A 23,822-nucleotide genomic window follows, 5' to 3' on the forward strand; every position below is an offset into this window, starting at 1 on the left:
ACCTTTGCAGCAAGTATTTTAACGCCAAATTTACCGCGGAAGAAAAAGCGGCAGAGCAGCTGGAATGTTTTACTGAACGACTGAACTCGTTATTTCAGCAACTGAAGGAGTGAGCAATCATGAACACAAAAAAGGAACCAAAAGTTATTCTGGAACCAGCAAAGGAATCTGATCTGCCAGAATTCCAAAAAAAATTACAAGAAGCCTTTGCGATCGCCGTGATTGAAACGTTCGGTGATTGCGAAGATGGACCGATTCCATCGGACAATGATGTTCAGGAATCTTTCGACGCTCCCGGAGCAGTCGTTTATCATATTCTTCGGGATGGTAAGAAGGTAGGTGGTGCAGTAGTACGTATCAACAGCGAAACACATCATAATTCGCTAGATTTATTCTATGTATCTCCAGAACATCACAGCCAGGGGATTGGTCTTTCTGCTTGGAAAGCCATAGAAGCACAGTATCCGGATACTGTGCTTTGGGAAACCGTGACACCTTATTTCGAAAAGCGAAATATCAACTTCTATGTGAATAAGTGCGGATTCCATATCGTAGAGTTCTACAATGAACATCACTCTGATCCGCATATGCATCGCAATGGACGCGAAGATGACAAGCCCCTGCCGGATGATGACTTTTTCAGATTTGTAAAGATTATGAAAAAAAAGCACTAAACAATTGAACACTGCGAGATGCCGCAGAAAGTTGCCGGTATCTTTTTTATAGATATTTGTTTGGATCGAAAAAATTCTAAAAATATATTGTGGAAAGCCCTTCTCGTTATGAGAGGGCTTTAATTCAGTCTGAAAATGAGATGGAGAATAAAAATAAACAAAGAAATAATTGATTAGGTGATGAACGATTTATACGAATTTTAGAGAAATACTCCAACGGAGAACTTAATGAAGAACAAATCACTTCTCTATTGTGGGATGCTGCCGAAAATAAATCACTTCACAACAGAGAAACTGAAAGCGGTATAAAAAAACAGCTCCGTTAAAATGGCCGGAACTGTCTTTGAATTTTGGTTTTTCAGTTATCACCATCCGTTAGTTTAATTAAAATTCAGATAATCCAAGACACGATCAACTCTTTCATTGACTGAGTAATCTCCTTCAATTTTCAGCAATGGACAAGATAAATCCGCCATCCAATGTTCGTGTAAAGCTTTGCTTCGAACTTCCATTCCGGCATTATCATATAAAGAAGCCCACTCTAAAAATGTTTTTGATTGTTCATATTTACTGCCGCCGGCTAACACTTCGTTTCCATAACGCTGAAATTCCCTATGCCTTAATCTCTCAAGCCGTATATCTTGCGGAATCCATAAGAAGATGACAAGGTCAAAATAACTTTTTAGATCATCGCCCCAGCCGCACACTGCGCCAGAAAGAATCCATTTCTCATTTATTGTCAAGTCTTTTTCAAGCAACTTTCTTCTTTCAGGAATTTCTCTTTTCTTAGTGAATTTATCTGTCCAATAGTAATCATCGGTATCAAGATGCGTATGAGGCAAATGCTTTGATAATGCAACACCCAGTGTTGAAGTTCCGACTCCGGAGGCTCCCAGTATGTGAATATTATTCATAGTTCCCTCTCCTTATGAAGCAACGAAACTCCCTGTCCGCTGCCCAAGGTTCTTACTATTATTTTAACATAAATCCCCAAAAACCTTTATTTTGCCAGGGAAATCCAAATGCGTGTTAAAACCATACTGCTTACGAACATCATGGTCATTTTCAAAAAGAATGATTAACTTTCTCCCCGGCCTATTTTAATATCCTCATACACTTTCTCAAAAGTCTCGATTGGCAGTGAAAACTTGGTTGTTTTCTCGTTACGATAATTGATCATGATCTCAATTTGATTATTTTTTTGTTCAAACTCAATAAGTGCATTCTCCCATTTATCTCTGATTGAAATGATACAATTTCCATTTTTCTTTTCCTTTTTCTTATAAATGTAATTCACTTTAACTCCCCTTTCATTGATCGACAAAAGGTTTCGGAATAAGGAAGCTCCTCAAAAAAAGGATCAAAACTTTTATCAAGTTTGATCCTTTTCCCTTTTTAGTCATTTCTTTGCGAACGTTTATAGACATTCATGTTTACCAGCCAGCTCAAAACGATGATTCCTGCAAAAAGAATGAGCATATTACTGTACAAATAAGCGGAATGATCAGCGTTAACAGGCAGCAGCCTTTGATTCAGCAAGCGGGTCGATAATAAACCGCCTGCAATCGAAATACCCGTTCCCTCTGATAAAAAGCTCGTAAAATTAAGCAGACTCATTCCGGCGCCGGCTTCCTTTTGTTTCAAACTGCCAGACACAATTGTAGATATAACCGTTTTTGTGAAGGAGAGCCCCCCAAAAACAAAAACGATGATAACGGTCATGAGCCATGGTGTCGCATCTATAAAAAAGGCAGCGATTAAAAAGCTGAAAGACATCAATGCAATCCCAATGGTCAGCACATATAAAGAACCTTTCCGATCAACAAGCCATCCTCCAATGTAACCGAAGATGATGACGCTCATCGTTCCGGGAAACATAATCCCGCTTCCAATTGCCGCAGTACTTAAATGGTGAACATCTTTCATCATATAAGGAACCATAGACACAAATCCTGCAGCAGTGCCGAATATCAGGCCTCCGCAAAGGACGCCCATCATAAATAAGACATTTTTCCCCAGTGCAGGGTCAACAAAGGGATCTTGAGTTTTCCTAATATGTTTCACAAATATCAGGAAAGCTAGAATACTGATGATCAGAAAAGATAGTCTATATGACGTTGTAAACAGCAGAAAAAATACGATGCCTGCAGATATTAATATAATTCCCGCCATATCAAAGCGCCCGCTGATTCTTTCTTCCTTTTCCAGCAGTTTCATCAAGAATGGAACGGTGATAACTGTTGCTGTCGGAATAAGCAGCAAATATGACCAATGAATATAATGAGCGATCATTCCTCCAATAGCTGGTCCGGCGCCTTCCCCCATTGCCACCAGCGACCCGATCAGACCAAATGCTTTACCCCTGTTTTCTTTCGGAATATAGCGTACTACTGCAACCATCACAAGGGCCGGGAATGCGGCTGCACCAGCCCCTTGAATAAATCGGGCCAGAATGATTACAGGAAAGAAAGAGTGTCCGACAAATCCAATGATCGACCCGAAGCCATTTACCATAATTCCAAATAGGAGCAGCTTTTTGATGCCCAGCTGATCTGATAACTTCCCATACAGAGCAGTTCCGATGGAAAAGGTTAACATAAAGGCCGTGTTCACCCAGTTTGCACTCGCCGGCAGTTTATGAAAATCGTTGGCGATATCAGGTAACGAGACGTTCAAAACCATTTCATTTAATACGCTGAAAAATGACAGAACACAAAGCCAAATGAACACTTGGTTGTGCCGTAACGCTGACTGTGAATAAGGCGTATTCACAACTTTCCCTCCATTAATGAGGGCAGACGCAGTTTATAGGGCCATTGATACGCTTCCCTCTTTTAATTGTACCCTGTTCATTTTTTTGCACTTCATCCATAACTCCCCCTGCATTGATTGATATACCTTATTATAAATCCTCAAGCAGATGTTTTGAATACTTCGCGACACACACCCGCTAAATGACGAAACATCTAAAATTTACAGTACCAAAAAACCGCAATTTCATTTGCTGTTGAAAAATTGGAATAAAGCATTGTATCGACCGCTCCTATGACAAAGTTATTTTTGGCATAAAAATGACAAGCTGAAACATTAATATCTTGTGTTTCAAGCATAAGACCGCATAAATGATTCTCCTTTGCCCACTCAATCGCTTTATGCAATAAAGCCGTCCCGACACCATTTTTTCTATAATCTTCTGCAACGGCAATGTCTTCAATCAGTGCGTATCCATTCCAATTAGAACGAAGCTTACTCCGGCCGACACAGTCGTTCTCTGCGTAATAAAAAAAGACAACTTTATCCTCTTCTTCAATATAACTGACATCAATGTCTTCATCGTCATATTTTTTGACATAAGGCTCAGCAAATTTCTCCTCTGTATATGTCCAAACATTGTCCTCAAATGAAGGGATGATTCTCCCTGAAACTACGAAAGGTTCGTTTGGTTTATTGAAGTCTTTCATATTGAATCGCGTCATTTTAGTTATCATCATAATCACCTTTCTGCATTTATTGACCTTAATTTACATCTATTGAACTGTTGATTCGTCTGCATGTCATGGATACCGGTTTAATCACTCTAAGACTAAAACAAAAAAGATACCAACATCGATTGGTATCATCTATTCATTCGAGCCCTTACAACAATATCCTATTTCGGAGCTTCCAAACCGAATTTAATCCATTCCTCTTTTGCCGGACCGTAAATACCCGGAACAGGTAAACCTGCTTGTCTCATAAGGACAGTCATTTGTCCTCGATGATGGTTTTGATGTTGAATTAAAAACATCAAAAGTGAACCATTTGGCAATTGCTGACCAATAAAGTTGACACATTCTTGAAGTGTATCGTCAGTCCATTGCGTTTTTAACGCCTGTACAAATGCATTACTGGCTTGATGATAACTCTCAGCAATAAACCGCGCCGATGCAGGAACAGGATAATCTTCGGCCGGAGCGTGAAACGTTAAATCTGTGTTTGAGGTAATGATGTGAATGGCAGCGACAGTATGCCAAGCAATACGGCCTAAAGTCCAATGTTCAGAAGTGATTTCTTGTTTAAGTGATTCATCAGTCAGATGATTCAGCAGTTTTTGTGTCGCATCGGCTTCGAATTCCCAAGATTTCAAAAAATGGTCTAAGGTTTGAAACATAAAAATCCTCCTTATCCTTTTTTGTTTTTCTATGTATCTACAGTTCAATTATAGTGCTCCGTTTAGTTAAAAAAGAACAAAACGATAGACAGACATTTTCAACAGAAAGCCCGATCTGACAACAACAGACAAAATATAAGAACATAACGGATAACTCTATACTTCTTTTTCTTCAATCGACAAAAAAAGGATAGCTGTTCAAACAGGATTCTTCTGTCTAATACTTTCGCTTTGCGAAAGTCCATATCGTCTTAGTAATTGAACCGGAGACAAAACAGCTCCCCGTCATCATAGCCACCCAAATGAAAAATGTCGGTTCGGCGCCTATTACAATAAACATGAATATCAAGGACAAAATGAAGACAATAACAACCATCATCCATACTTTTTTAAAGATGAAATATCCTAAAATCCCTAACAGAAAAGAAGCTGCCGGAAGAAAAATAAGAATGATATACGCGGGGCTCAACAGCGGGCTAATACAAACACCTCCCAATTTCAAAACGAGGCAGTTCCGACTTTTTGTCTGATATGAAGTGATTTTTTTCATCTTGATATTACACCGCTTCATTCATTTTATACATATTATACCAATACCATCGAGTCAAATATAGATATTTATTCATTTTTAACATATTTTAGAAAAACCAGAAGTGAATTAAAGTCTGAGGATAGCCCGCTTTTTCTATCCCTAGTAAGCCCTGCCGCATTGATTTTAGCCCATCATTGTTTTTGCAGCGCTAATATTCTCAAAATCGTGTGCATGACGCTGCTTTCCTCATTTGATTTGATGACAAAGTGCGCCGCATCTTTTATTTCGTCAATGGCGTTCTTAACCGCAAAGCTGTAGGATGCCGCTTCCATCAATTCTTTGTCATTGCGGCCGTCTCCGAACGCCATTGTTTCATCAGCCGAAACCCCTAATAATCGCTGCAGTTCTTGTACTGTTGTTCCTTTATGTATTCCGATATTTGATATGTCCATCCAGGTATCCTCTGATGCTACGATATATAATTGGTGAAAAAATTCATGCAGCTTTTCTCTCGTTTCCGGACAGTTGGCGTCGGGGTCATGAACCGTAATCTTGATAAAATCGTCTTTTATCTCAGTAAAATCAGTTATTTTCGTTACATGTGCATAAGAGGCATTTACATATTTCATTTCACTTTCAGACAGATTTTCTTTTACGATCGCGCCATTTTTTGTGCATGCGATAATGCTATGCCCGCAGCTGATTTTTTCTAAAGCGCCTATAATTGACAGTCCCGCTTCATTGCTGATCAAAGATTCATATACGAACTTGCCGTTCTTTTTTATACGTGTGGCACTGTCTCCTAAAATCCAAAAATCGTTCGCATCTTCTCCGAATAAAGCTTCCACCCTTTCACACTGCTTCCCGGTGCAGATGGCGAAAGCGACATGCTGTTCCTCCATTACTCGTTTTGTTTTTTCAAATAACGTTCTGTCAAAATCGCCTTGATTATTTAAAAATGTACCGTCTAAATCCGTAATCACTAATTTAATCATCGTTCAGCACCTCCGCAGTTAAAACGTCTTTTTCAGACAAAGGGTTTTTCACATTTGAGGATGGAATCAATCGCATTTAAGACCCCTTCTTCATTGTTTGATTGCGTGATATGCGCCGCAGCCTGTTTAATGCTTTCATGTGCATTATCCATGGCGACTCCATATTTCACGGCAGACACCATCTCCAAATCATTGCCGCTGTCTCCGAAGGCCGCACACTCTTCATCGCCCATCCCCCATTGTTTCTGGAGGAGCTTAATCCCGCTTGCTTTATGAAGCCCCGGTATGATCAGATCTATGTCACCGTGCCCGCTTGATACAGGCGTGACGAAAGACCCGATGGCGTTTTTTAAACGGCTCAGAAGTGCGGAACAATGTTCGGCGGGAAAGCTGATGGAAAATTTCAAAATGTCATCATCGATGTTTTCAAAATGCGGCACCCTTTTTAACACATAATAATACTTACTGGCATGCAGATATTCATCTTCACCGGCATTTTCATGAATATACGCGCTTTTTTTTCCGCAGGCAATGACGTTTTTCACCTCATACTGCTTTAAAGCACGGATCACTGCTTTTATAGTGTCTTCAGACATCCTGCCCGCGAATAATTCTTCTCCGGCATTCACGACGAAAGCGCCATTCTCGGCAACGAAAGCGATTTCACTTTTGATTTCCGGAAAGAAGGATGTAAGCTGCGCATACTGGTTTCCGCTTGCTACGGCAAATTTAATTCCCCGCGATTTTAATTCACGATACTGATTCATAAAACGCTCTTTGTTATATGCCATTTCATCATTCAAAAACGTTCCGTCCATATCAACCGCTATCAGTTTGATACTCATATTGTCCTCCTTTTTTCGGCCGCTTTTGTCAGAGACCCTTGAAGAGATCATGCATAAAGCGTATGAACGAATTATATCCGCAGTTGTTTTGCGCCGTAAATCATTGGCTGACGTCTTGTTTTGAATGACACAAAAAGTGATTTGTCACATAAATATAACACTATGTTTCTTTTAAAAATGATATGTTACGATTAGATGTACATTCACCATTCTCATAAAAAGGAGAATCCCCCTGCATGTTCACACACGAAATGATTGCTTCATTTAACGAGCTTGAAACTTCTTTATACAACTACATCTCCCAAAACAGCGAGAAAGTCGTCTATATGCGAATCCGTGAATTGGCAAATGAAACCCATGTATCTACGGCTTCTATTTTACGTTTCTGCAAAAAAATAAACTGTGAAGGGTTTTCGGAGTTTAAGGTGAAGCTGAAAATGTATACGGAGGCAAATAAAAAAACGATTTTAAAGAGTCCCCATCATTCCGTTGCCGAATTTTTTGAAAGAACAGTAAGCGGAGGGATGGAAGAAAAGCTGAAGGAAGCAGCAGCCCTTGCGGCGGATGCAGAAAGCGTTATTTTTATCGGAGTGGGAAGTTCAGGAATTCTCGCCGAATACGGAGCCAGATATTTTTCGTGCTTAGGGAAACTTTCAATGTATATTAAAGATCCTTACTTTCCGGCCCATTCCCATTTCCGCCATAACAGCATCACAATCGCATTATCGGTTTCAGGTGAAGGAGATTCTACGGTGACTCATCTGAATCAGCTGAAACAAGAAGGCAGCCGGGTCATCAGTATTACAAATCATAAACATTCAACCATTGCCAAAATGTCCGATGTGAATATTTCATATTACGTGACGGAAGAATGGGTTGAAAATGCGAATATCACCACCCAAATCCCCGCTATGTACATACTTGAATCAATGGCTCGGGAGATATACAAATTGAGAGAATAAATTCAGGAACGAAAACACTGATACACTGGAGATTTCGCCCTTTTTGTAAAACCCTTCTCTGATGCCAGAGAAGGGTTTTGAGGATCACAGATGAGACACAATACAATTTGCATGGCCTGCCAGTTTATATTCTCCCAAACCGGAAGGCAGGAGAATATGATCTCCTTTTCTAAAGGGATATTCATGCCCGCCTGCAATCATTATTCCGTCTCCTTCGATCACGCTGACAAGAAGGAAGGGATGATGCTGGAATAGATTTGCTTCACCTTTTACAACCCACTTTTCGACTGAAAAATAAGGACATTCTATTAAAACAGCTGCCAGCAAATCATCTGTTTGTTTATATTGAACGGTCGGCCGTTCACGGACAGATGGAACGTCTATCACTTCTATACTTTTTTTCAAATGGAGCTCGCGCATCCTGCCGTCCGCATCTTTTCTTCCGTAGTCATACAATCTGTAAGTCGTATCTGAATTTTGCTGCGTCTCTAAAATAAGTGTGCCCTTTCCAATCGCGTGTACGGTGCCGCTTGGGACAAAGAAGAAATCTCCCGGCATTACCTTAACTCTGTTCAGGAGCCCGTCCCATTCTCCCCGCTCAATCATGGACATCAGTTCTTCTTTTGTTGTTGCGTTGTGGCCGAAAATGATCTCCGCATCTTTTTCACAATCAATGATATACCAGCATTCGGTTTTTCCAAGTTCCCCGTTTTCATGCATTTTGGCAAAGTCATCATTCGGATGCACCTGAACGGACAGGTCTTGGTCCGCGTCCAAAATTTTTGTAAGAAGAGGAAAACGGTCTCCTTCAAGGTTTCCGAATAAATCTCTGTGATGCTCCCACAATTCACCGAGCGTACATCCTTTATACATGCCGTTTCGAACTGTGCTCTGTCCATTTTGATGAGCGGCGAAGGCCCAGCACTCCCCTGTCCGCTCGGACGGAATATTATAGTGAAAATCACGCAGGGCGGCGCCTCCCCAGATTCTTTCTTTGAAAACCGGATTGAAAAATATCGGTTCAGTAGACATGATCATCCCCCGCTTTATTCGATTTCTTCCAGAAGCTCATACGCCTCTTCTTTTGTCTGAACGGAGAGCAGCCTTTCCCGATAGCTGTCATCCATCAGTTTTCGGGATAACATCTGCAATATTTTCAGATGCTGATTTCCGCCGCTTTCCTTCGGTACGGCAATCATAAAAATCAGTTTTGCATCAGAACCATCAAGGCTGTTCCAGTCAACACCCGAACGTCTTATTCCGAATGCGACACCCGGCGTTTTGACGGCTTCAGACTTTCCGTGCGGAATGGCGATATTCATACCTATCGCCGTGGTTCCCTGCTGTTCCCGGCTCAAAATGGCCTGCTTAAATCCGCTGTCAGACAGCAGCATACCTTTACGGGACATTTTCTCGATCATTTCATCGATAATGTCATCCCTCGTTTCGCCGGATAAATGCGGTTCAATCAAGTCCGTACTGATAATGTCAGTCAGTTTTTTGATTTCGGTCATCCCGGCTTTTCGGCTGTCAGCCTGAGATGGTTCCTTTGTTTCTTTTGCCGCTGCAGCTTCATTTGGTGCGGCAGACGGCAGCACCTCGCCGGGCGCGGGGGATTTCGCCATATCTTTCTTCAGTACATTAACCAACAGAGCGGTGACAAGAGAACCTGCTGTTACAGCGATAAAAAACATCAGTACATGATCTACTGCTCCAAGTACAGCAACGATGGGGCCGCCGTGTGCCACTCTGTCCCCCACATGGCCGATCATCGCTATCACCGATCCGGTCATAGAACCCGCCATAATACTCGGGATCACACGAAGGGGGTCTTGGGCCGCAAATGGAATGGCTCCTTCCGTGATACCGAAAAGGCCCATCGTAAATGATGCTTTTCCCATTTCTTTTTCTGCGGCGGCGAATTTTCTTTTTCCTAAAAACGTTGCAATCCCAAGCCCTATCGGCGGTATACAAATGGAAACGGCAATCGGGCCCATGATTTCATAATTTCCTTCTCCGATCATTGCCGATCCGAAAAGAAAGGCCACCTTGTTTACGGGTCCTCCCATATCAAAGGAGATCATCGCTCCTAAAATCAATGCCAGAAGAATTGAACTCGAACCTTTCATTCCCGCAAGCCAAACCGTTAATGATGCGAAAATATGAGCGACGGGGGCGCCGATCAGAAATACAAACGCCAAACCGACGATCAGTGAGGCAAACACCGGAATAATAATGATCGGCATAATCGGCTGTATTGCTTTAGGAACTTTACATTTTTTGATTCCAAGCGCCGCATATCCCGCCAAAAATCCCGCAATGATTCCTCCAAGAAATCCTGCGCCGCTTGCACTGTCGTAAAAGCTGCCGGATGCCGCAATATATCCGCCGATCATTCCGGGGACAAGACCCGGCTTATCAGCGATGCTGAACGCGATGTACCCGGCTAAAATCGGGATCATGAATGAAAAAGAAGCACTGCCGATCTGTTCAATCATCTTCCAAAAAGACTCGTCCGGAATGACTAAGCCCTTTGGTGTTTTTTCTCCTCCAAGCGTCAATGCAACCGCTATCAATAATCCGCCGACGACAATGAAAGGAACCATAAAAGAAACGCCGTTCATTAAATGACGGTAAATCGGGTTTTGTTTTTTGCCCTGCTGACTTGCGGATTCAGCTTTTGAAGCAGATTGATAGACCGGCACTTCACTGCTAAGCGCTTTTTGAATTAATTCTTCCGGTTTGCGGATGCCTTCCTGAACCCCGACGGCCAGCAGCTTTTTTCCCGCGAATCGGTCTTTGTTCACCGAGCGGTCCGCCGCGATAATGATTGCGTCTGCTTCCCGGATTTCCTCTTCGGTCAGCCTATTTTCCACCCCGATTCCGCCCTGGGTTTCCACTTTGATCTCAACGCCTAATCTGCCGGCTGCTTTTTGTAAATTTTCAGCAGCCATATACGTATGGGCAATGCCGTTCGGACATGATGTAATCGCTAACAGTTTCATATAAATCCTCCTTTGCAGTCTGAATTTCAAGATCTTGTCTCAACTTTATACTGAAATCAGCCTGTGATAAGCGCGTTTTTTTACCATAAGTTCCGGAAATAACGGCATTTTTCCCTATAAACAGAAAAAAAGCAGGGAGCCATTCCCTGCTTTTAATAGTTTAAATACGATAAAAACGTCATCACATTTTTTTCTTCCGTCAGTTTTTGAATAAATGCCGGCTGCTCGCTAAGATAGGAAAGCTCACTGAATAATTGCTTTACCTTGTTTTGATCTTCGTGTTTGACGGCAAGCATAAAAACGAGCGACACCTTTTCTGTCCCCCATTCAATCGGCTCTTTTAAGGTGGCGATTGCAATGGCTGATTGTTTGATATATTTAGAGTTCGCGTGAGGGATGGCAATACCCGCCCCGATATTTGTCGCCGACATTTTTTCTCTCATTACTGCATGAATGCCATACTCTTTTTCTACATAGCCTTTTTCATACAAAGCCTGCGCCAGCTTTTCAATGACCTGATAACGGTGCTCTGTCTCTTGCTGTAAAAAAACGAGAAACGGAGTCGTGTCGTTCAGCATTTTAAACGTTTTTTGCTCCCGGCGATGTGATGTATCAAGCTGTTGCATAAATGCGCTGAGCTTCTTTTCATCAGCAGACTCCAAAAGCGGTGATACGACAATATGAGGGATCGTTACATTTCCAAGCCCTATCGTAGAAATGACGAAATCTATATCTTTATGCTTTTTGATATACTCTGTCAGCTCCGCTTTTGCGATACAGTCTTTTACCGTAATGTGATGAAATTTGCGTTCAATTTTAGTCCGCAGCAATTGCGACATGCCAATGCCCATATGGCAGACGATGATCGTCCTTTTAGGGTTATGACTGTTTCGGCGCAGCCGTTCGATCGCTGCCTGAAAATGCAGCGTCAAATAGGCCGCCTCTTCTTCAGGAATATAAAGATCAAATGTTTGATTGATGTCTTCTAAAACGTCAATGATAAGATGAAACAAATAAGGGTACATTTTTTTGATGTCGTGAAGCATGGGGTTTGAAACAGAGAGATCATAGCTCAGCCGCTTCAACACCGGATCGAGATGAATGTTCAATCCGTTGATTAGTTCCTGGTCTTTATGAAAATCCAGCATTTGCAGTTCTGAAACACGATTGATCAAATGCCTGACGACTTTGGAAAGCTCAGAATCTTCAAGATCAAGCTTCTTTTCTTGCTGCGATGGATAGCGGACTTTCCCGCCTATTATATGTAAAGTTAAATAGACGGCTTCTTCCTCAGGAAACCGGATGGCAAATACCGGCTCAAGCCGTTTTAAACAAGCCAGTGTCCATTCATATTCTTTCTTCTTTTTTACCGCGTCCAGCTGTCTTGCAGAAATGGCGACCGGCTGTTTCATTTTGATACGGCGGATAGTCAGCAATGTATGCAGCAGCAAACTTTCAAATGTTTCATCCGTAAAATAGATAGAATGGTTTTTTTGTAATAACTTGATTTCTTTTCTCACAAAGTCCGCTTCATGACTTAAAAACTTACTTTTTATAAATTGGCTTGTAAACTCCGTATTATCAATCAAATCTGAAATTCGCGCCAATGCTTTTCTTTTGTTTTTTTCGTCCCCTTCAATCTTTAAGCCAAGCCGCTGTTTAGAAACCAGTATGAGATCAAATCGCTTCAGCCACTCCTCAACCGCACTTACATCCTTTTTAATGGAAGCTCTGTTTACAAAATGCTGTGCGGCAATTTCTTTTGCGGAAACGGGCTTTGAATTCATTAATAAATCATAAGCGATGTGAAGTATTCTTTCTTCATCGGTCTTGTGCCCGCACGTAAAGTGCTCATTATAAATTTGCCGGCTTAACCGTGACCTTTCCTGTTCAGATATATGTAAATAGACGCCTAATCCCGGTTTGCGGATCAGCTGAGCTTGAGCATGTTCATTCAGGAAATCTTCAATCGTTTTCAAATCATTCCTGATCGTTTTTTCAGAACAGCGGACCCTGTCTGCGAAATCTTGCACAACTAAGTAGTCATCAGGTTCAGATAACAACAGATACAAAATCTTTTTCTGCCTTGAATTCATGTATTTCATCTGTTTTTCTATCCTTCCTGTCCGTTTCTGCTGGAGCAATTGTGATAGGTTAAATATACTGCGCATACGAAACCGTTTTCATTTTATAGTGAAACAAAAGAGTAAAAAGTTTTGTTTTTTACCGCATGTTCCGGAAAAATCATGTTTTATACAGAGACAATTCACCTTTGATTGACGTCAAAACACCAACCGTTTTTAAACGATTGGTGTCGGCAGCGAAAACCTGCTGTTACAGCCAAAATGTTTCGCCAAGCGCTAATGCTTTCAGGTTTTCAGGAGGTAATGCAAGCCGATCCCACTCGCCGTGCAGTCTGCTTAATGCTTCCGGGCCTGTATCATCAGCAAGCCGGAATGCCCCGTAATGCATGGGAATGAAGCTGTCAGCCTTCAGCTCCAAAAACGCTTTTACGGCGTCTTCCGGATTGATATGTGACACTTGCATAAACCATTCCGGTTCGTATGCTCCGATCGGCATCAGAGCCGCCTTAATACGAAACCTCTCTCCGATTTCTTTAAAGCCTTCAAAATAGCCTGTATCTCCTGCAAAATAGATGGACTCGCCGTTTTTGCTTTCTATGACCCAGCCTCCCCAATGAGAGGTATCGGTATCCCAAAGCGTTCTCCGTGTCCAGTGCTGGGCCGGAACAAATGATATATTCACCCCCCGCATCTCAAAACGATCCCACCAATTCATTTCATGAACGTTTTTGCGGCCTTTTTTGTTGAACAGCTTTTTCAATCCCGCAGGCACGTAAAAATCCGGGTTTCCTCTCAGTTTTTTTATACTCGGAAAATCAAGATGGTCATAATGCCCGTGTGAAATGAGCACGGCATCAATGTCAGGCAGTTCGCTCAATTCATATCCCGGCTCTGTCAGCCGTTTTTGAAAACCCATCCGCCGCGCCCATACAGGGTCGGTCATTATGTTAAGCCCCTGTATTTGGATCAGAAATGAAGAATGGCCGATCCAAGTTATGGCGGTTTCCGTCCGATTGACGGCAACATCACGGACATCCCTTGTGACCGCTTTCGGAATGTTCTCGCTTAAGTCTTTACTTTTTTCTCTTCGTTCTTTCATCCATTTCCACATGTCCCTGAATCCATGTTCATTCTTCACGCCATTCAAGTTTTCATATCTTTTTTTCATTATCATTCTCCCTTGACACGTGTTCCATTAGATTCATCGGACATTTATACAATGTCTGTAAATACCGCCCCGCTTGCTTTGGCCAAATCTTGAGGCGCTGCTTTCAGCTGCATTCCGATTTTCCCCGCACTGACAATCATAAACTCCAGTGTTTCAGCGGATCTATCAATAAAAGTCGGAAACCTTTTTTTCATGCCGATCGGAGAGCAGCCGCCGCGCATATAGCCGGTTACTCCCAAAAGGTCCTTCGTGGCAATCATTTCTATTTTCTTCTCACCTGCCGCCTTCGCAGCTTTTTTCAGATTCAGTTCTTTTGCAACGGGAACGACAAAGACGTAATAACGATCAGTTCCTGCAGATGCCACTAAGGTTTTATAAACATATTCGGCAGCGTATCCGATTTTTTGTGAAACGGAAAGACCGTCTGCGGGCTGTCCCCCTTCTGTTTTGTAACCTAATAGCTCATAGGGAATGTTTTGCTGCTCAATGATACGGACAGCATTTGTTTTCACTGTTTTTTTCGCCATGGTTTTCCTCCGTTTTTGTATTTCTTTCTGCTTTATTTTCAACTTCGATTTTAATAAAATGACCGCTCAGTTGCGTGCTTTGTAATACTCAAGTGCAAACTGTTTAAAACGCTCAGCAGCGGGAGAGAGAGCATGGTTTTTCAGCTGGGCTAACGCTATGGTGCGTTCGCATTGGTAATCTGCAACCGGAAGAAAAACGACCGGAAAGTATGAATGCTCCGCGGTTTTCGGCAGCACTGCAGCCCCCAGACCCGCGGCGGTCAGCCCTAATATGGTTGACACTTCCTCTCCTTCAAATGCGAGATGCGGGTGTATATTCAAATCCCGGCACATCAGATCAAACATATACCTCAGCCCGTATCCCGGTTTAAAACCCACAAAATCCTCGTCCTGCATCTCTTTCATTTGAATGCTTTTATTTCCTGCAAGCGGGTGGTTCTCAGGTAGCACCGCATAAAGAGGCTCTTTCTCCAGCACTGTCCATTGTAAAAGCTCGCTGGGAAGCGGCGGGGAGCTGAGACAGATATCCGCATCTCCCGTTTCCACCATTTTGCGAAGCGTTTCATTTGCGCCTTGATAAAGCCGGAAGGTCACGTTTGGGTATAGCTTTTTAAATTCGGCAATCAGCTGAGGCATTAAGCGCAGCCCGAGTGTATGAAGAAAAGATACAGATATTTCGCCGTGCTCCAGGCTCATATTCTTTTTCACTTGTTCAACGCCTTCATTTAAAGCTCGTCTCGCTTGTTTTGCTTTTATTAAGAACTGCTCTCCGTGCCTTGTCAGCCGGACGGCTTTTGTCTCTCTGTAAAATAACGGCGCGCCTAATTCTTCTTCGAGCCTGATAATCGATCGGCTTAATGCCGGCTGAGAAATCATTCTTTCTTTTGCCGCATTTGTGAAATGCTGATGAGTTGCCGCCGCAATGAAGTTGTCAATTTGATGAAGCTCCATTTTCTCCTTCTCCCCTTTCTTCATAACCTACACGCATTAATTCTATAGTTATTATAAATTAGACACATTGAAATGAAAAGCGTACGATACATATATAACCAACAGTGAGAAAAGAGGGACATTCATGACGTTTATTCAGCCTCATACAAAGGCTTACAGAAAGGCCAGCTTGGCTCTGTTTATCAGCGGCTTTGTGACCTTCGCCACGCTTTACACGACACAGCCGCTTATGCCTTTGTTTTCGGAAGAGTTTCATATTTCCGCTGCGGCTGCCAGCTTAACTTTATCCATCTCAACAGCCGTTTTGGCATTTTCATTATTGGCCGCCGCTTCGTTGTCTGACGGATTCGGCAGAAAAAAATTAATGGTGCTGTCGTTAACAGCTACTTCTGTTTTAGGTCTATTAACAGCGTTCAGTCCGGCTTTTCCCGCGCTTTTGGCGATGAGAGCGCTGCTCGGTATTTTCCTGGCAGGCGTTCCGGCTGTCGCTATGACATATGTAGGCGAGGAGTTTGATCCGAAGGGCCTCGGGAAAATGATGGGCTTGTATATCAGCGGCACAAGCATCGGGGGAATGAGCGGCAGGCTGTTAACGGGGCTTCTGACCGATGTATTCGGCTGGCGGCCGGCGCTTGCCATCATCGGCATTCTTTCTATTGTATTAAGCTATTTGTTTTGGCGTTTTCTTCCGGCTCCGCGCCATTCATCTCAGCGGCATGCGGGCGTAAAAGCGGCATGTAAGGAATACGGAGCGGTCCTGCACCGCAAACGGCTGCTTTTGTTAATATCTCTGGGATTTATATTAATGGGGAGTTTTGTGACATTATATAATTATATCGGCTTTCATTTAATGGCGGCTCCTTATCATTTGTCGCAGACTGTGATCGGTTTTATTTTTATTGTCTATCTCGCGGGAACGTTCAGCTCGGTCTATATGGGGAAAAAAGCAGATCTTTTCGGAAGCGCGAAAATGATTAAGATTGCGATTTTTGTTATGCTTGCCGGCGCAGCGGTGACACTTTTGCCCCAGCTTGCGCTCAAAATCGCGGGGATTGCCGTCTTTACCTTCGGCTTTTTCGGCGCGCATTCGATCGCAAGCGCCTGGGTCGGCCGCGCAGCCGGTGATCATCGTGCGCAAGCCTCTTCATTATATCTGCTTGCATACTATATCGGTTCAAGCGTGGCAGGGTCTTGCGGCGGTTTCTTTTGGACGCATTTTCATTGGATCGGTATCATTTCATTTATTTCGGTTTTGCTATTGCTGTCTTATCCGGTTTTATTTCTGGCGGAATTCAGAAAAAAGGGACATAGCCGCCTGCATGTAAATCAATAAAAACATTAAAGATTTGTGTCTTTTGTCCGATACTAAAGATAAGGCCGGCACGATACTCCCTATAACTATTCCTTTTGATTCAGTAGATTTCAAATATCGTGCCGGCTTTCTTCAATTAAAAAACATTCTTCAGTTGTCTCACTCTTCTGTTACATACCTGCCCAAACATCTTTCGCATATCTTCCTTCCGCCTGCAGCTGTTCAAGCCACTCCAAGGAAACTTTTGAATCAGTGTTATGCACCTTTTCATACGCCTGAAGCAGTACATTTTCGACAGCCGGAGCCATTTTGCTTCCGTCACCGCATATATAGAGATGGCCCCCTTGGTCAAGAAGGGCAATAATTTGTGCAGCCTCGCGAAGCAGAACATCCTGTACATATACTTTACAGTCCTGATTTAACCTGGAATACGCCCGATGCACGGTGACAAGGCCGTTTTTCTCCGCATGGTCGAATTCATCTTTGTACAGATCGTCTTCTTCAGGATGCCTGCAGCCGAAGTATAAATGAGCTTCGCCCAGGCTGTTACCGGACATTTTTTCGGCAGCCCGCGCCTGGATAAATCCCCTGAACGGCGCAATTCCTGTGCCTGCTCCGACCATAATGAGAGGCGTTGTCGGATTTTCAGGCAATGCGAAACCCGACTGCGGCGAGCGGATGAAACAGACGGCAGAATCGCCTTTTTGTAATCCGGCTAAATAGTTCGAAGCCACGCCCCGGTATTCCCCACGGCCGCTCCATGCCGGAGCCGTCACAACGCCGACCGTGATACTGAGCTCCCCGCTGGCTGCCTTCGGTGAGCTTGAGATTGAATAATAGCGCGCCTTTAAGGACGGCAGAAGTTCTAAAAAGCGCTCAAACGGCAGTTCACATGCGGGATAATCTTCCAGCAGGTCCAGCATGGTCATTCGTTTTTTCAGCACGTTTTCTTTATATGCCGCATCATCAGAATAAAGATGCTCCAATTCTTTTTGGTGCGGCGGGCACACGGTATGTGCGGCAAGTTCGCGAAGCTGGGCTCTCGTTGCCGGCTCCTGCAGCTCTACATAGGACGCCAAAAGCTCCGGTGCATTAACCGGCCGGTCCATCGGCAGATGAGGCAGCTGCCGGCCCTTGATCTTAAAGTGCTGGTTCGGATCAAGACCGAATCGGCGAATGACACGGCTGATCAGTTCCCCGCTGTTTTGCGGAAGCACCCCGAGATGATCTCCTTCCTGATACGTTTCTGTTTCGGGGAGACGCAGCTCAATATGCCGGACTGAGCGCTTGCTGCTTTCGGTATGAAGCTCTTTGTTCGTAATGACCTCCGCCTCAAATGCTTTGTACGTTTTGGCAATCGGCGTCTCGGCTGCTTCACTTACGTATTCGATTGATAACTGTGATTTGTTTGTCTGTTTTGGAGCGGACTCTATATGAAAAGCTTTCATGATGTCCTTCCAGAATGAGTCTTCCCAGACTTCCTGACTGTACTCAAAATCATCGGCATTGTCGCCCTCCCCGATAGAGGTCAGCCGTTTTGCCCCTTTTTCTTCAAGCACTTTGTCTATCAGGCGGGGGATCCTTTGGTAAGTGGCGGCCCAGTTGCGGTCTCCGCAGCCGAAGACGGCGTAAGAAACACCCTTTAATTCCTGATCTTCAAGGGTTTCCATCCATTTCACAAAACCCGCCGCATTATCAGGCGGCGCCCCGTTATAAGAAGCCGTAACAATAACGACCGCGCCTTTTACAGGCAGTTTCCCGGCATAATCATCGAGCGGGCCGGTTTCAGTTGAAAATCCTTTGCTTCTTCCGATATCAGCCAGCTCTTCCGCGATTCCTTCCGCAGTTCCTAAATTTGATCCGTAAAGAATGAGAAGCGGCGTTCCGTGGGACGGGATTTCTTTCGTTTCTTCTTTGTGGCCGCTTCCTTCAGCTTTATGGTTTTGTACGGGCTGATGATTGGACACGTCCTTGTTTTTCACACGGATTTTAAAATCACCGGGCTTAATGGTTAGAGCTTCTTTAATCGTAAGCTCATAATCAGTATGATCAATCAGTTCAAAGTGTTTCAGGACAAGGCCGAGCACCATTGTCGCTTCCTGCAGGGCAAACTGCATCCCGATGCATGCGCGCTGTCCGTTTCCGAACGGCTTATACGCATCTGCCGGAATGGCCGCGGGATCACTGAACCTTTCCGGACGGAATGACTCGGCATCTTCTCCCCACGCGCTTTTATCCCGGTGCAGCTGCGGAGTCAGAATCGTCACCGGCTGTCCCTTCGCAATCGGATATTTCCCGCCGAGAACCGTATCTTCTTTCGCGTACAGAGAAAATGCCGGGGCAGTCGGATACAGCCGCAAAGTCTCGTTTAGCACCATGCGGATATATGTCAGCTGCTGAATCTGCTTATATTCAGGGGTCTCTCCCGTCAGCACCCGCTCGGCTTCCTGAACGGCTTTTTTCAATTTATCTTTATTTTTCAGCAGGCAGTATATCGCAAAAGAAAGCAGCCCGCTTGTGGTTTCATGCCCAGCGATCAAAAAGGTAATGATTTGATAACGGATATTTTCATCATCCAGCCTTTCCCCCGTTACAGGGTCTTTCGCTTCAAGCATCAATGCTAAAAGGTCAGACAGATTCTCATCCGGATTTTCCCTCCGCTCAGCGATGATCCGGTCTACAAGCGAATTCATCTCTTCAATATCCTGCTGGAACTGATGTCTCGTTTTGATCATCAGCTTGTCCTGCAGGCTGTGTCTCTGCGATTGGCGCATTGCCTCCTGCAGCGCACGAAGCATACTTGTGATAAAAGGATGCTGTGTGTCGCGGTAAAAGCTGTTAAAGCGGTAATGAAATCCGCACAGGCCGATTGTATCCAGCGTCAGGCGCGTCATATCTTCGGCAACGTCAATTTCTTCATTCGGATTTAATCTGCTCCACTTCTGCACGAGCTGCATGGCAATATCCAGCATCATTGAATGATAGCCTTTCATCGCCTTCTGGCTGAAGCTCGGCAATAAAATCCGATGCGCTTTCTGCCAGTTCTTTTCGTGAGTCCAGCTCGTAAATAGTCCGTCACCGCCAAACTCACGGACCTTCAGCAAAGCTTTGCTGAGATTTTTGTCAAATCGCTTTTCATCACAGACTTCTGCCGCGAGCTCGCGGCCTGAGACGAAGACCCCGACAGAGCTCGGAAATTCAAAACGAAAGATCGGGCCGTATTCTTCGGCAATTTTCCATAGCGATTGTGACAGTTTTTCTTTTTCCAAGTGAGGGAGATTTTTCAGAGGTCCGTATGTTTTCGGCTGCGGTATAGCGCTTAGCTGTTTCATATCGATCTTCCTTCCTTCGGCGAATAATTAATGAGTTCTGATGGCATCCCAAGAACATTGCTCCAATTCTTTCAAAAACGGTTTTGTTATTTCGACGCTTCCCGTCCGGACAAGCTGATAGAGTTTGAGATATGCCCCGAGCAGCAGCGCCATCAGCACATTGGACGGCAGATTGCGGAGCACGCCTTCAGACTTGCCGCGCTGAAAAAAGACGTCAAGCATCTGTGTTATTTCATCAAGAAGCTTACGGCTCGTTTCATTCAGAAAGTAGGCGTCCTTATTCGTTTCAAGAAAAAACAATGCATACTCACTTTCCTTCGTAAAATCAATCAGACAATAAAACAGGTGATGAAACCCTTCTCTTACAGATATCCCCTGAAAGTCCGTTTTGACTTTTTTCATAAAACGCTGCGCACTTTCCTGATACAGTACGTTCACAAGTGTCTCTTTACTGTCAAAGTAACGGTAAATTGTGCCGGTTCCGACATCGGCCTGAGCGGCAATCATCGGAATCGTCGTGGCGTCAAATCCTCTATCTGTAAACAAAGTAAGCGACGCTTTCATAATGAGTTCAACCTTATTTGAAGCTGTCATTTCATCCCCCTTTCTAAACGCGGAATGAATATTCATTCCGTTTGTTCAAAATATTTAAAATGTACGGTCATCTGATTACCATTGTATAAGAAAAAAACTTTTTTTAATATAAAATATATGTGAAATAACCAAAAATAAGGAAATATGCCCAATTTCACAAAAAGAGCTGCAGTGACTTAAGCAGCTCTTTTTATTTCCCAAGAAATATTCTATTTAATGGCAGTAATAAAATGGAATGAATCTCTGCTGACAACTGAAATGTCTCTGAAATGCTGATCATAGAGCACCTCAATCACATCCTTTTCACTCATCCGCGAAGGTTTCAAAACCATATAGAAACACCCGTCAATTTGAAGAACGCGGTACACTTCTTTACATGCCGTCCGGTAATCGCTGACTGTTTCAGCAGTATGTAACGAGAAGACTTTATGAAAACTGCGGTCGCGGAACGGTATGCTTTCCGGCCTCCCCTGCTGAATGTTTCCGAGCCCGGCTTTTATAACCGAACGGTTTGCGCGCTGTGTTTTCCGTATTTTACGTTTCGATGTTTCTATGCTTTTAAGACTGCCCTTTTCAAGCTGTCCGATGATTTGTTTAAACATTGAGCCGTTTCCGGTCCCGATTTCCAAAATGCGGTCGTATTCCTGTATGTCCATCAAGATTTGCTGAATGACTGACTCTGCCGGTTCTGATGCAGCAAAGTATTTCGCGCGCATTCGTTTTAATGCTGAAGATGTATGTTGCAACATTGTATAACACCCGCTTTTCCATTCCTGTGATTTATTATTCAGAAATAATATTACCTCGTATTAGTATGAGGTACTAACTAGACGCACTTCTCTTCATGAACGTTTCGATTTATTTGAAATTTATATTTGTTTTCATAAAAAAAAGACGGAAAACGTAGGTTTTCCGCCTGCTCTAGTACCAATAATACGGTGCTATATATCTTGTCTGCCGGGAAAGAGCCGCCATTCTCTGCCGGCGATACGGGTTGCCGTAGCCGTGTTTAAATGAATGGGGCATTGACGCATACCCGTGCCCGATGGATGGAATTCTGTTCTGACCGCCTTGCATGCTATCACCCGCTTACCAATTTTTCTTTCTTTACCATGGTATGCAGGCCGTCTGCGACGTGACAGCAACATCCTCGCTAAACCTGGTCCTTCTCCATTGTGTAATAATTCAGCAGTTCAATTCTGAACATGATGATCTCCTCCTTCTCCTCCGTTTTGGCCCTTCGTGTCCGTTAGTTCATATAAAAATGTTTCAGCTGGCGTTCTTTCGCTTCATTATAAAACTCTTCGACCTGCTGTTCTCGTTCATACTCTTCCGCACTTTTAAAACGCTTTGAAATGGTCAGTGTTAAAAAGAAAAGATTAATGGTCATTATCGCTCACCCCCTTTCAATATCCGCACAAGCGAAAATAACCCGCAGCAAAGTTCATATGCGCTGCGGGCAGACTAAATCCGCAGACAAAAGAAGACTGTGCTTCTTTCCCTGCGGGGAGCTGCGAATGTCCTGATACTCCGAAATTAACGTGCTTGACGGGCAGAGGTTAAGGAAGGACACGAACTCTTCCACAGGCTGAATCGGTTCAATTGTAGATTTTGATTGCCGTTTAACGTCGTCATGTGATTCAACCTCCCTTTGCTTTTTTCTTACTTTGTAAGTATATCCATCAGCTTCCATTTTGTAAACATTTTTTTCAAGATTTGGACGGAAAATGTGCTGGCATTCCGCTTCAATTGTCCGTGTTTTCCGGCATCTTTCTTACCTCAGGAAACTCTTTTCATCCCTTGCTTTTTCTGATCTTTTTTTGAATATGCAATAAAATAAATAAGGCTGACAAACACTGCCCCGCCGATGACATTCCCGATAAAGGCCGGAATGAGATTGCCAATCAGATCACCCCACGAAAAAGAGCCTGCAAATATCGCAGCCGGGATGATAAACATATTGGCTACAACGTGCTGAAAACCAATTGCGACAAACGCCATAATCGGAAACCATATACCCGCGATTTTTCCGGCTCCGTCTTCTGCGCCGAAAGAAAGCCAGACGGCCAAACAGACAAGCCAGTTACAGCCGATCGCCGAAACAATGACTTTTCCAAACGGCATATCCAATTTGCCTTGTGCGACCGCAATTGTTTTTTCCAAGTAAGGTCCTGTTTCGGTTAATCCGACAACATGTCCGAAAAAGTAAGCGACAAACAGTGCGCCGACAAGATTCATCAACGTCACGATCACCCAATTTTTCACCAATGCACCGGCGGATATTCTTCTGGAAAACAGCGCCATGGATACCGACATCATATTTCCCGTAATCAGCTCCGCTCCGGCAAGAATGACGAGCACCAATCCGATGGGAAACACGGACGCCCCGATTAAACTCGACAGGCTTCCCCATTCTTTCGGAAGGTCGCCGATGACACGGATATCAAGCAAATAACCGAGTGCGATAAACGCTCCTCCCAAAAATCCTAATACAATCAGTGCTGAAAGCGGTGAATGCACCTTTTTTACCCCTGATTCGACCGCAAGCTCCGCTATTTCGTCCGGTTTACGAAAAGCCATAATAACCCCTCCATTTATCATTTCAGCCCGCAGTTTCCAAAGACGCCTAACAAAAAAGGCAGCATTCAACTAACCCGTCTGAAAAAACGGGGTTTGAATGCTGCCTAACTT

At 43.7% G+C, this 23,822-nt stretch carries 23 protein-coding genes; 3 read left to right on the plus strand and 20 right to left on the minus strand.

Going from position 1 to position 23,822, the window contains the following annotated elements:
* Positions 1-119: 119 nt before the first annotated feature.
* Positions 120-674: a GNAT family N-acetyltransferase gene (locus tag NYE36_RS13740; protein WP_094032227.1), complete on the plus strand. Its 555-nt coding sequence runs from the start codon at positions 120-122 to the stop codon at positions 672-674.
* 380 nt (positions 675-1,054) lie between these two features.
* On the opposite strand, the gene NYE36_RS13745 is transcribed toward NYE36_RS13740, so the two are convergent.
* From NYE36_RS13745 to NYE36_RS13780, 8 genes are all read right to left on the minus strand, one after another.
* Positions 1,055-1,588 (minus strand): AAA family ATPase, encoded by a 534-nt coding sequence (locus NYE36_RS13745; RefSeq protein WP_033574157.1) that lies wholly within the window; start codon positions 1,586-1,588, stop codon positions 1,055-1,057.
* 164 nt (positions 1,589-1,752) lie between these two features.
* Positions 1,753-1,971 carry a hypothetical protein gene (locus NYE36_RS13750; protein ID WP_033574158.1) on the minus strand — a complete coding sequence of 73 codons (219 nt, stop codon included), beginning with the start codon at positions 1,969-1,971 and terminating at the stop codon, positions 1,753-1,755.
* A 98-nt stretch (positions 1,972-2,069) separates the two neighbouring features.
* On the minus strand, positions 2,070-3,446 hold the full coding sequence (tet, locus tag NYE36_RS13755; protein ID WP_094032226.1) for a Tet(L)/Tet(K)/Tet(45) family tetracycline efflux MFS transporter: 1,377 nt from the start codon (positions 3,444-3,446) through the stop codon (positions 2,070-2,072).
* Positions 3,447-3,640: 194 nt separating this feature from the next.
* The gene (satA, locus tag NYE36_RS13760) at positions 3,641-4,162 is read right to left on the minus strand and encodes a streptothricin N-acetyltransferase SatA (RefSeq protein WP_033574159.1); all 522 of its coding nucleotides are present in this window, start codon (positions 4,160-4,162) and stop codon (positions 3,641-3,643) included.
* 161 nt (positions 4,163-4,323) lie between these two features.
* Positions 4,324-4,824 carry a DinB family protein gene (locus tag NYE36_RS13765; RefSeq protein ID WP_007408241.1) on the minus strand — a complete coding sequence of 167 codons (501 nt, stop codon included), beginning with the start codon at positions 4,822-4,824 and terminating at the stop codon, positions 4,324-4,326.
* A gap of 217 nt (positions 4,825-5,041) precedes the next feature.
* Positions 5,042-5,395 (minus strand): DUF2651 family protein, encoded by a 354-nt coding sequence (locus tag NYE36_RS13770; protein WP_307772235.1) that lies wholly within the window; start codon positions 5,393-5,395, stop codon positions 5,042-5,044.
* A 152-nt stretch (positions 5,396-5,547) separates the two neighbouring features.
* A complete protein-coding gene (locus NYE36_RS13775) occupies positions 5,548-6,351 on the minus strand; it encodes an HAD-IIB family hydrolase (RefSeq protein WP_061890734.1) in 804 nt (267 codons plus the stop codon).
* Positions 6,352-6,383: 32 nt separating this feature from the next.
* The gene (locus tag NYE36_RS13780) at positions 6,384-7,196 is read right to left on the minus strand and encodes a Cof-type HAD-IIB family hydrolase (protein WP_060674672.1); all 813 of its coding nucleotides are present in this window, start codon (positions 7,194-7,196) and stop codon (positions 6,384-6,386) included.
* Between the two features lie 236 nt (positions 7,197-7,432).
* Here NYE36_RS13780 and NYE36_RS13785 point away from each other — a divergent pair, with 236 nt between their 5' ends.
* Entirely contained in the window at positions 7,433-8,158 is a 726-nt protein-coding gene (locus tag NYE36_RS13785) for a MurR/RpiR family transcriptional regulator (RefSeq protein ID WP_025285032.1), read from the plus strand.
* Positions 8,159-8,242: 84 nt separating this feature from the next.
* Here NYE36_RS13785 and manA read toward each other — a convergent pair whose 3' ends face one another.
* The 6 genes from manA to NYE36_RS13815 form a co-directional block, all read right to left on the minus strand.
* A complete protein-coding gene (gene manA, locus NYE36_RS13790; RefSeq protein ID WP_015240265.1) occupies positions 8,243-9,190 on the minus strand; it encodes a mannose-6-phosphate isomerase, class I in 948 nt (315 codons plus the stop codon).
* A gap of 14 nt (positions 9,191-9,204) precedes the next feature.
* Positions 9,205-11,163 (minus strand): fructose-specific PTS transporter subunit EIIC, encoded by a 1,959-nt coding sequence (locus tag NYE36_RS13795; protein WP_342496860.1) that lies wholly within the window; start codon positions 11,161-11,163, stop codon positions 9,205-9,207.
* 152 nt (positions 11,164-11,315) lie between these two features.
* Positions 11,316-13,268, minus strand: coding sequence for a BglG family transcription antiterminator (locus NYE36_RS13800; protein ID WP_015240267.1), 1,953 nt, complete (start codon positions 13,266-13,268; stop codon positions 11,316-11,318).
* A gap of 229 nt (positions 13,269-13,497) precedes the next feature.
* Positions 13,498-14,415 carry an MBL fold metallo-hydrolase gene (locus NYE36_RS13805; protein WP_015240268.1) on the minus strand — a complete coding sequence of 306 codons (918 nt, stop codon included), beginning with the start codon at positions 14,413-14,415 and terminating at the stop codon, positions 13,498-13,500.
* Between the two features lie 44 nt (positions 14,416-14,459).
* Positions 14,460-14,942: a Cys-tRNA(Pro) deacylase gene (ybaK, locus tag NYE36_RS13810; protein ID WP_060674684.1), complete on the minus strand. Its 483-nt coding sequence runs from the start codon at positions 14,940-14,942 to the stop codon at positions 14,460-14,462.
* Positions 14,943-15,008: 66 nt separating this feature from the next.
* Positions 15,009-15,893 (minus strand): LysR family transcriptional regulator, encoded by an 885-nt coding sequence (locus tag NYE36_RS13815; protein WP_007408231.1) that lies wholly within the window; start codon positions 15,891-15,893, stop codon positions 15,009-15,011.
* A gap of 124 nt (positions 15,894-16,017) precedes the next feature.
* Here NYE36_RS13815 and NYE36_RS13820 point away from each other — a divergent pair, with 124 nt between their 5' ends.
* The gene (locus NYE36_RS13820) at positions 16,018-17,226 is read left to right on the plus strand and encodes an MFS transporter (protein ID WP_043021668.1); all 1,209 of its coding nucleotides are present in this window, start codon (positions 16,018-16,020) and stop codon (positions 17,224-17,226) included.
* Positions 17,227-17,375: 149 nt separating this feature from the next.
* Here the strand turns inward: NYE36_RS13820 and NYE36_RS13825 are convergent, their stop codons facing one another.
* From NYE36_RS13825 to NYE36_RS13850, 6 genes are all read right to left on the minus strand, one after another.
* Complete coding sequence (locus NYE36_RS13825; protein WP_094032223.1) at positions 17,376-20,537, minus strand: bifunctional cytochrome P450/NADPH--P450 reductase; 3,162 nt, start codon at positions 20,535-20,537, stop codon at positions 17,376-17,378.
* Between the two features lie 27 nt (positions 20,538-20,564).
* Positions 20,565-21,131 carry a TetR/AcrR family transcriptional regulator gene (locus NYE36_RS13830; protein WP_014418456.1) on the minus strand — a complete coding sequence of 189 codons (567 nt, stop codon included), beginning with the start codon at positions 21,129-21,131 and terminating at the stop codon, positions 20,565-20,567.
* Positions 21,132-21,340: 209 nt separating this feature from the next.
* Positions 21,341-21,880: a methyltransferase domain-containing protein gene (locus NYE36_RS13835; RefSeq protein ID WP_007408228.1), complete on the minus strand. Its 540-nt coding sequence runs from the start codon at positions 21,878-21,880 to the stop codon at positions 21,341-21,343.
* A 172-nt stretch (positions 21,881-22,052) separates the two neighbouring features.
* Positions 22,053-22,208 carry a hypothetical protein gene (locus NYE36_RS13840; RefSeq protein WP_007408227.1) on the minus strand — a complete coding sequence of 52 codons (156 nt, stop codon included), beginning with the start codon at positions 22,206-22,208 and terminating at the stop codon, positions 22,053-22,055.
* Between the two features lie 172 nt (positions 22,209-22,380).
* Positions 22,381-22,521, minus strand: a complete 141-nt coding sequence (locus NYE36_RS13845; RefSeq protein WP_003152787.1) for a YrzI family small protein — start codon at positions 22,519-22,521, stop codon at positions 22,381-22,383.
* Positions 22,522-22,910: 389 nt separating this feature from the next.
* The gene (locus NYE36_RS13850) at positions 22,911-23,711 is read right to left on the minus strand and encodes a formate/nitrite transporter family protein (RefSeq protein ID WP_094032222.1); all 801 of its coding nucleotides are present in this window, start codon (positions 23,709-23,711) and stop codon (positions 22,911-22,913) included.
* Positions 23,712-23,822: the final 111 nt, after the last annotated feature.

The organism is Bacillus sp. FSL R5-0593, assembly GCF_038603755.1.
Taxonomy (GTDB): domain Bacteria; phylum Bacillota; class Bacilli; order Bacillales; family Bacillaceae; genus Bacillus; species Bacillus velezensis.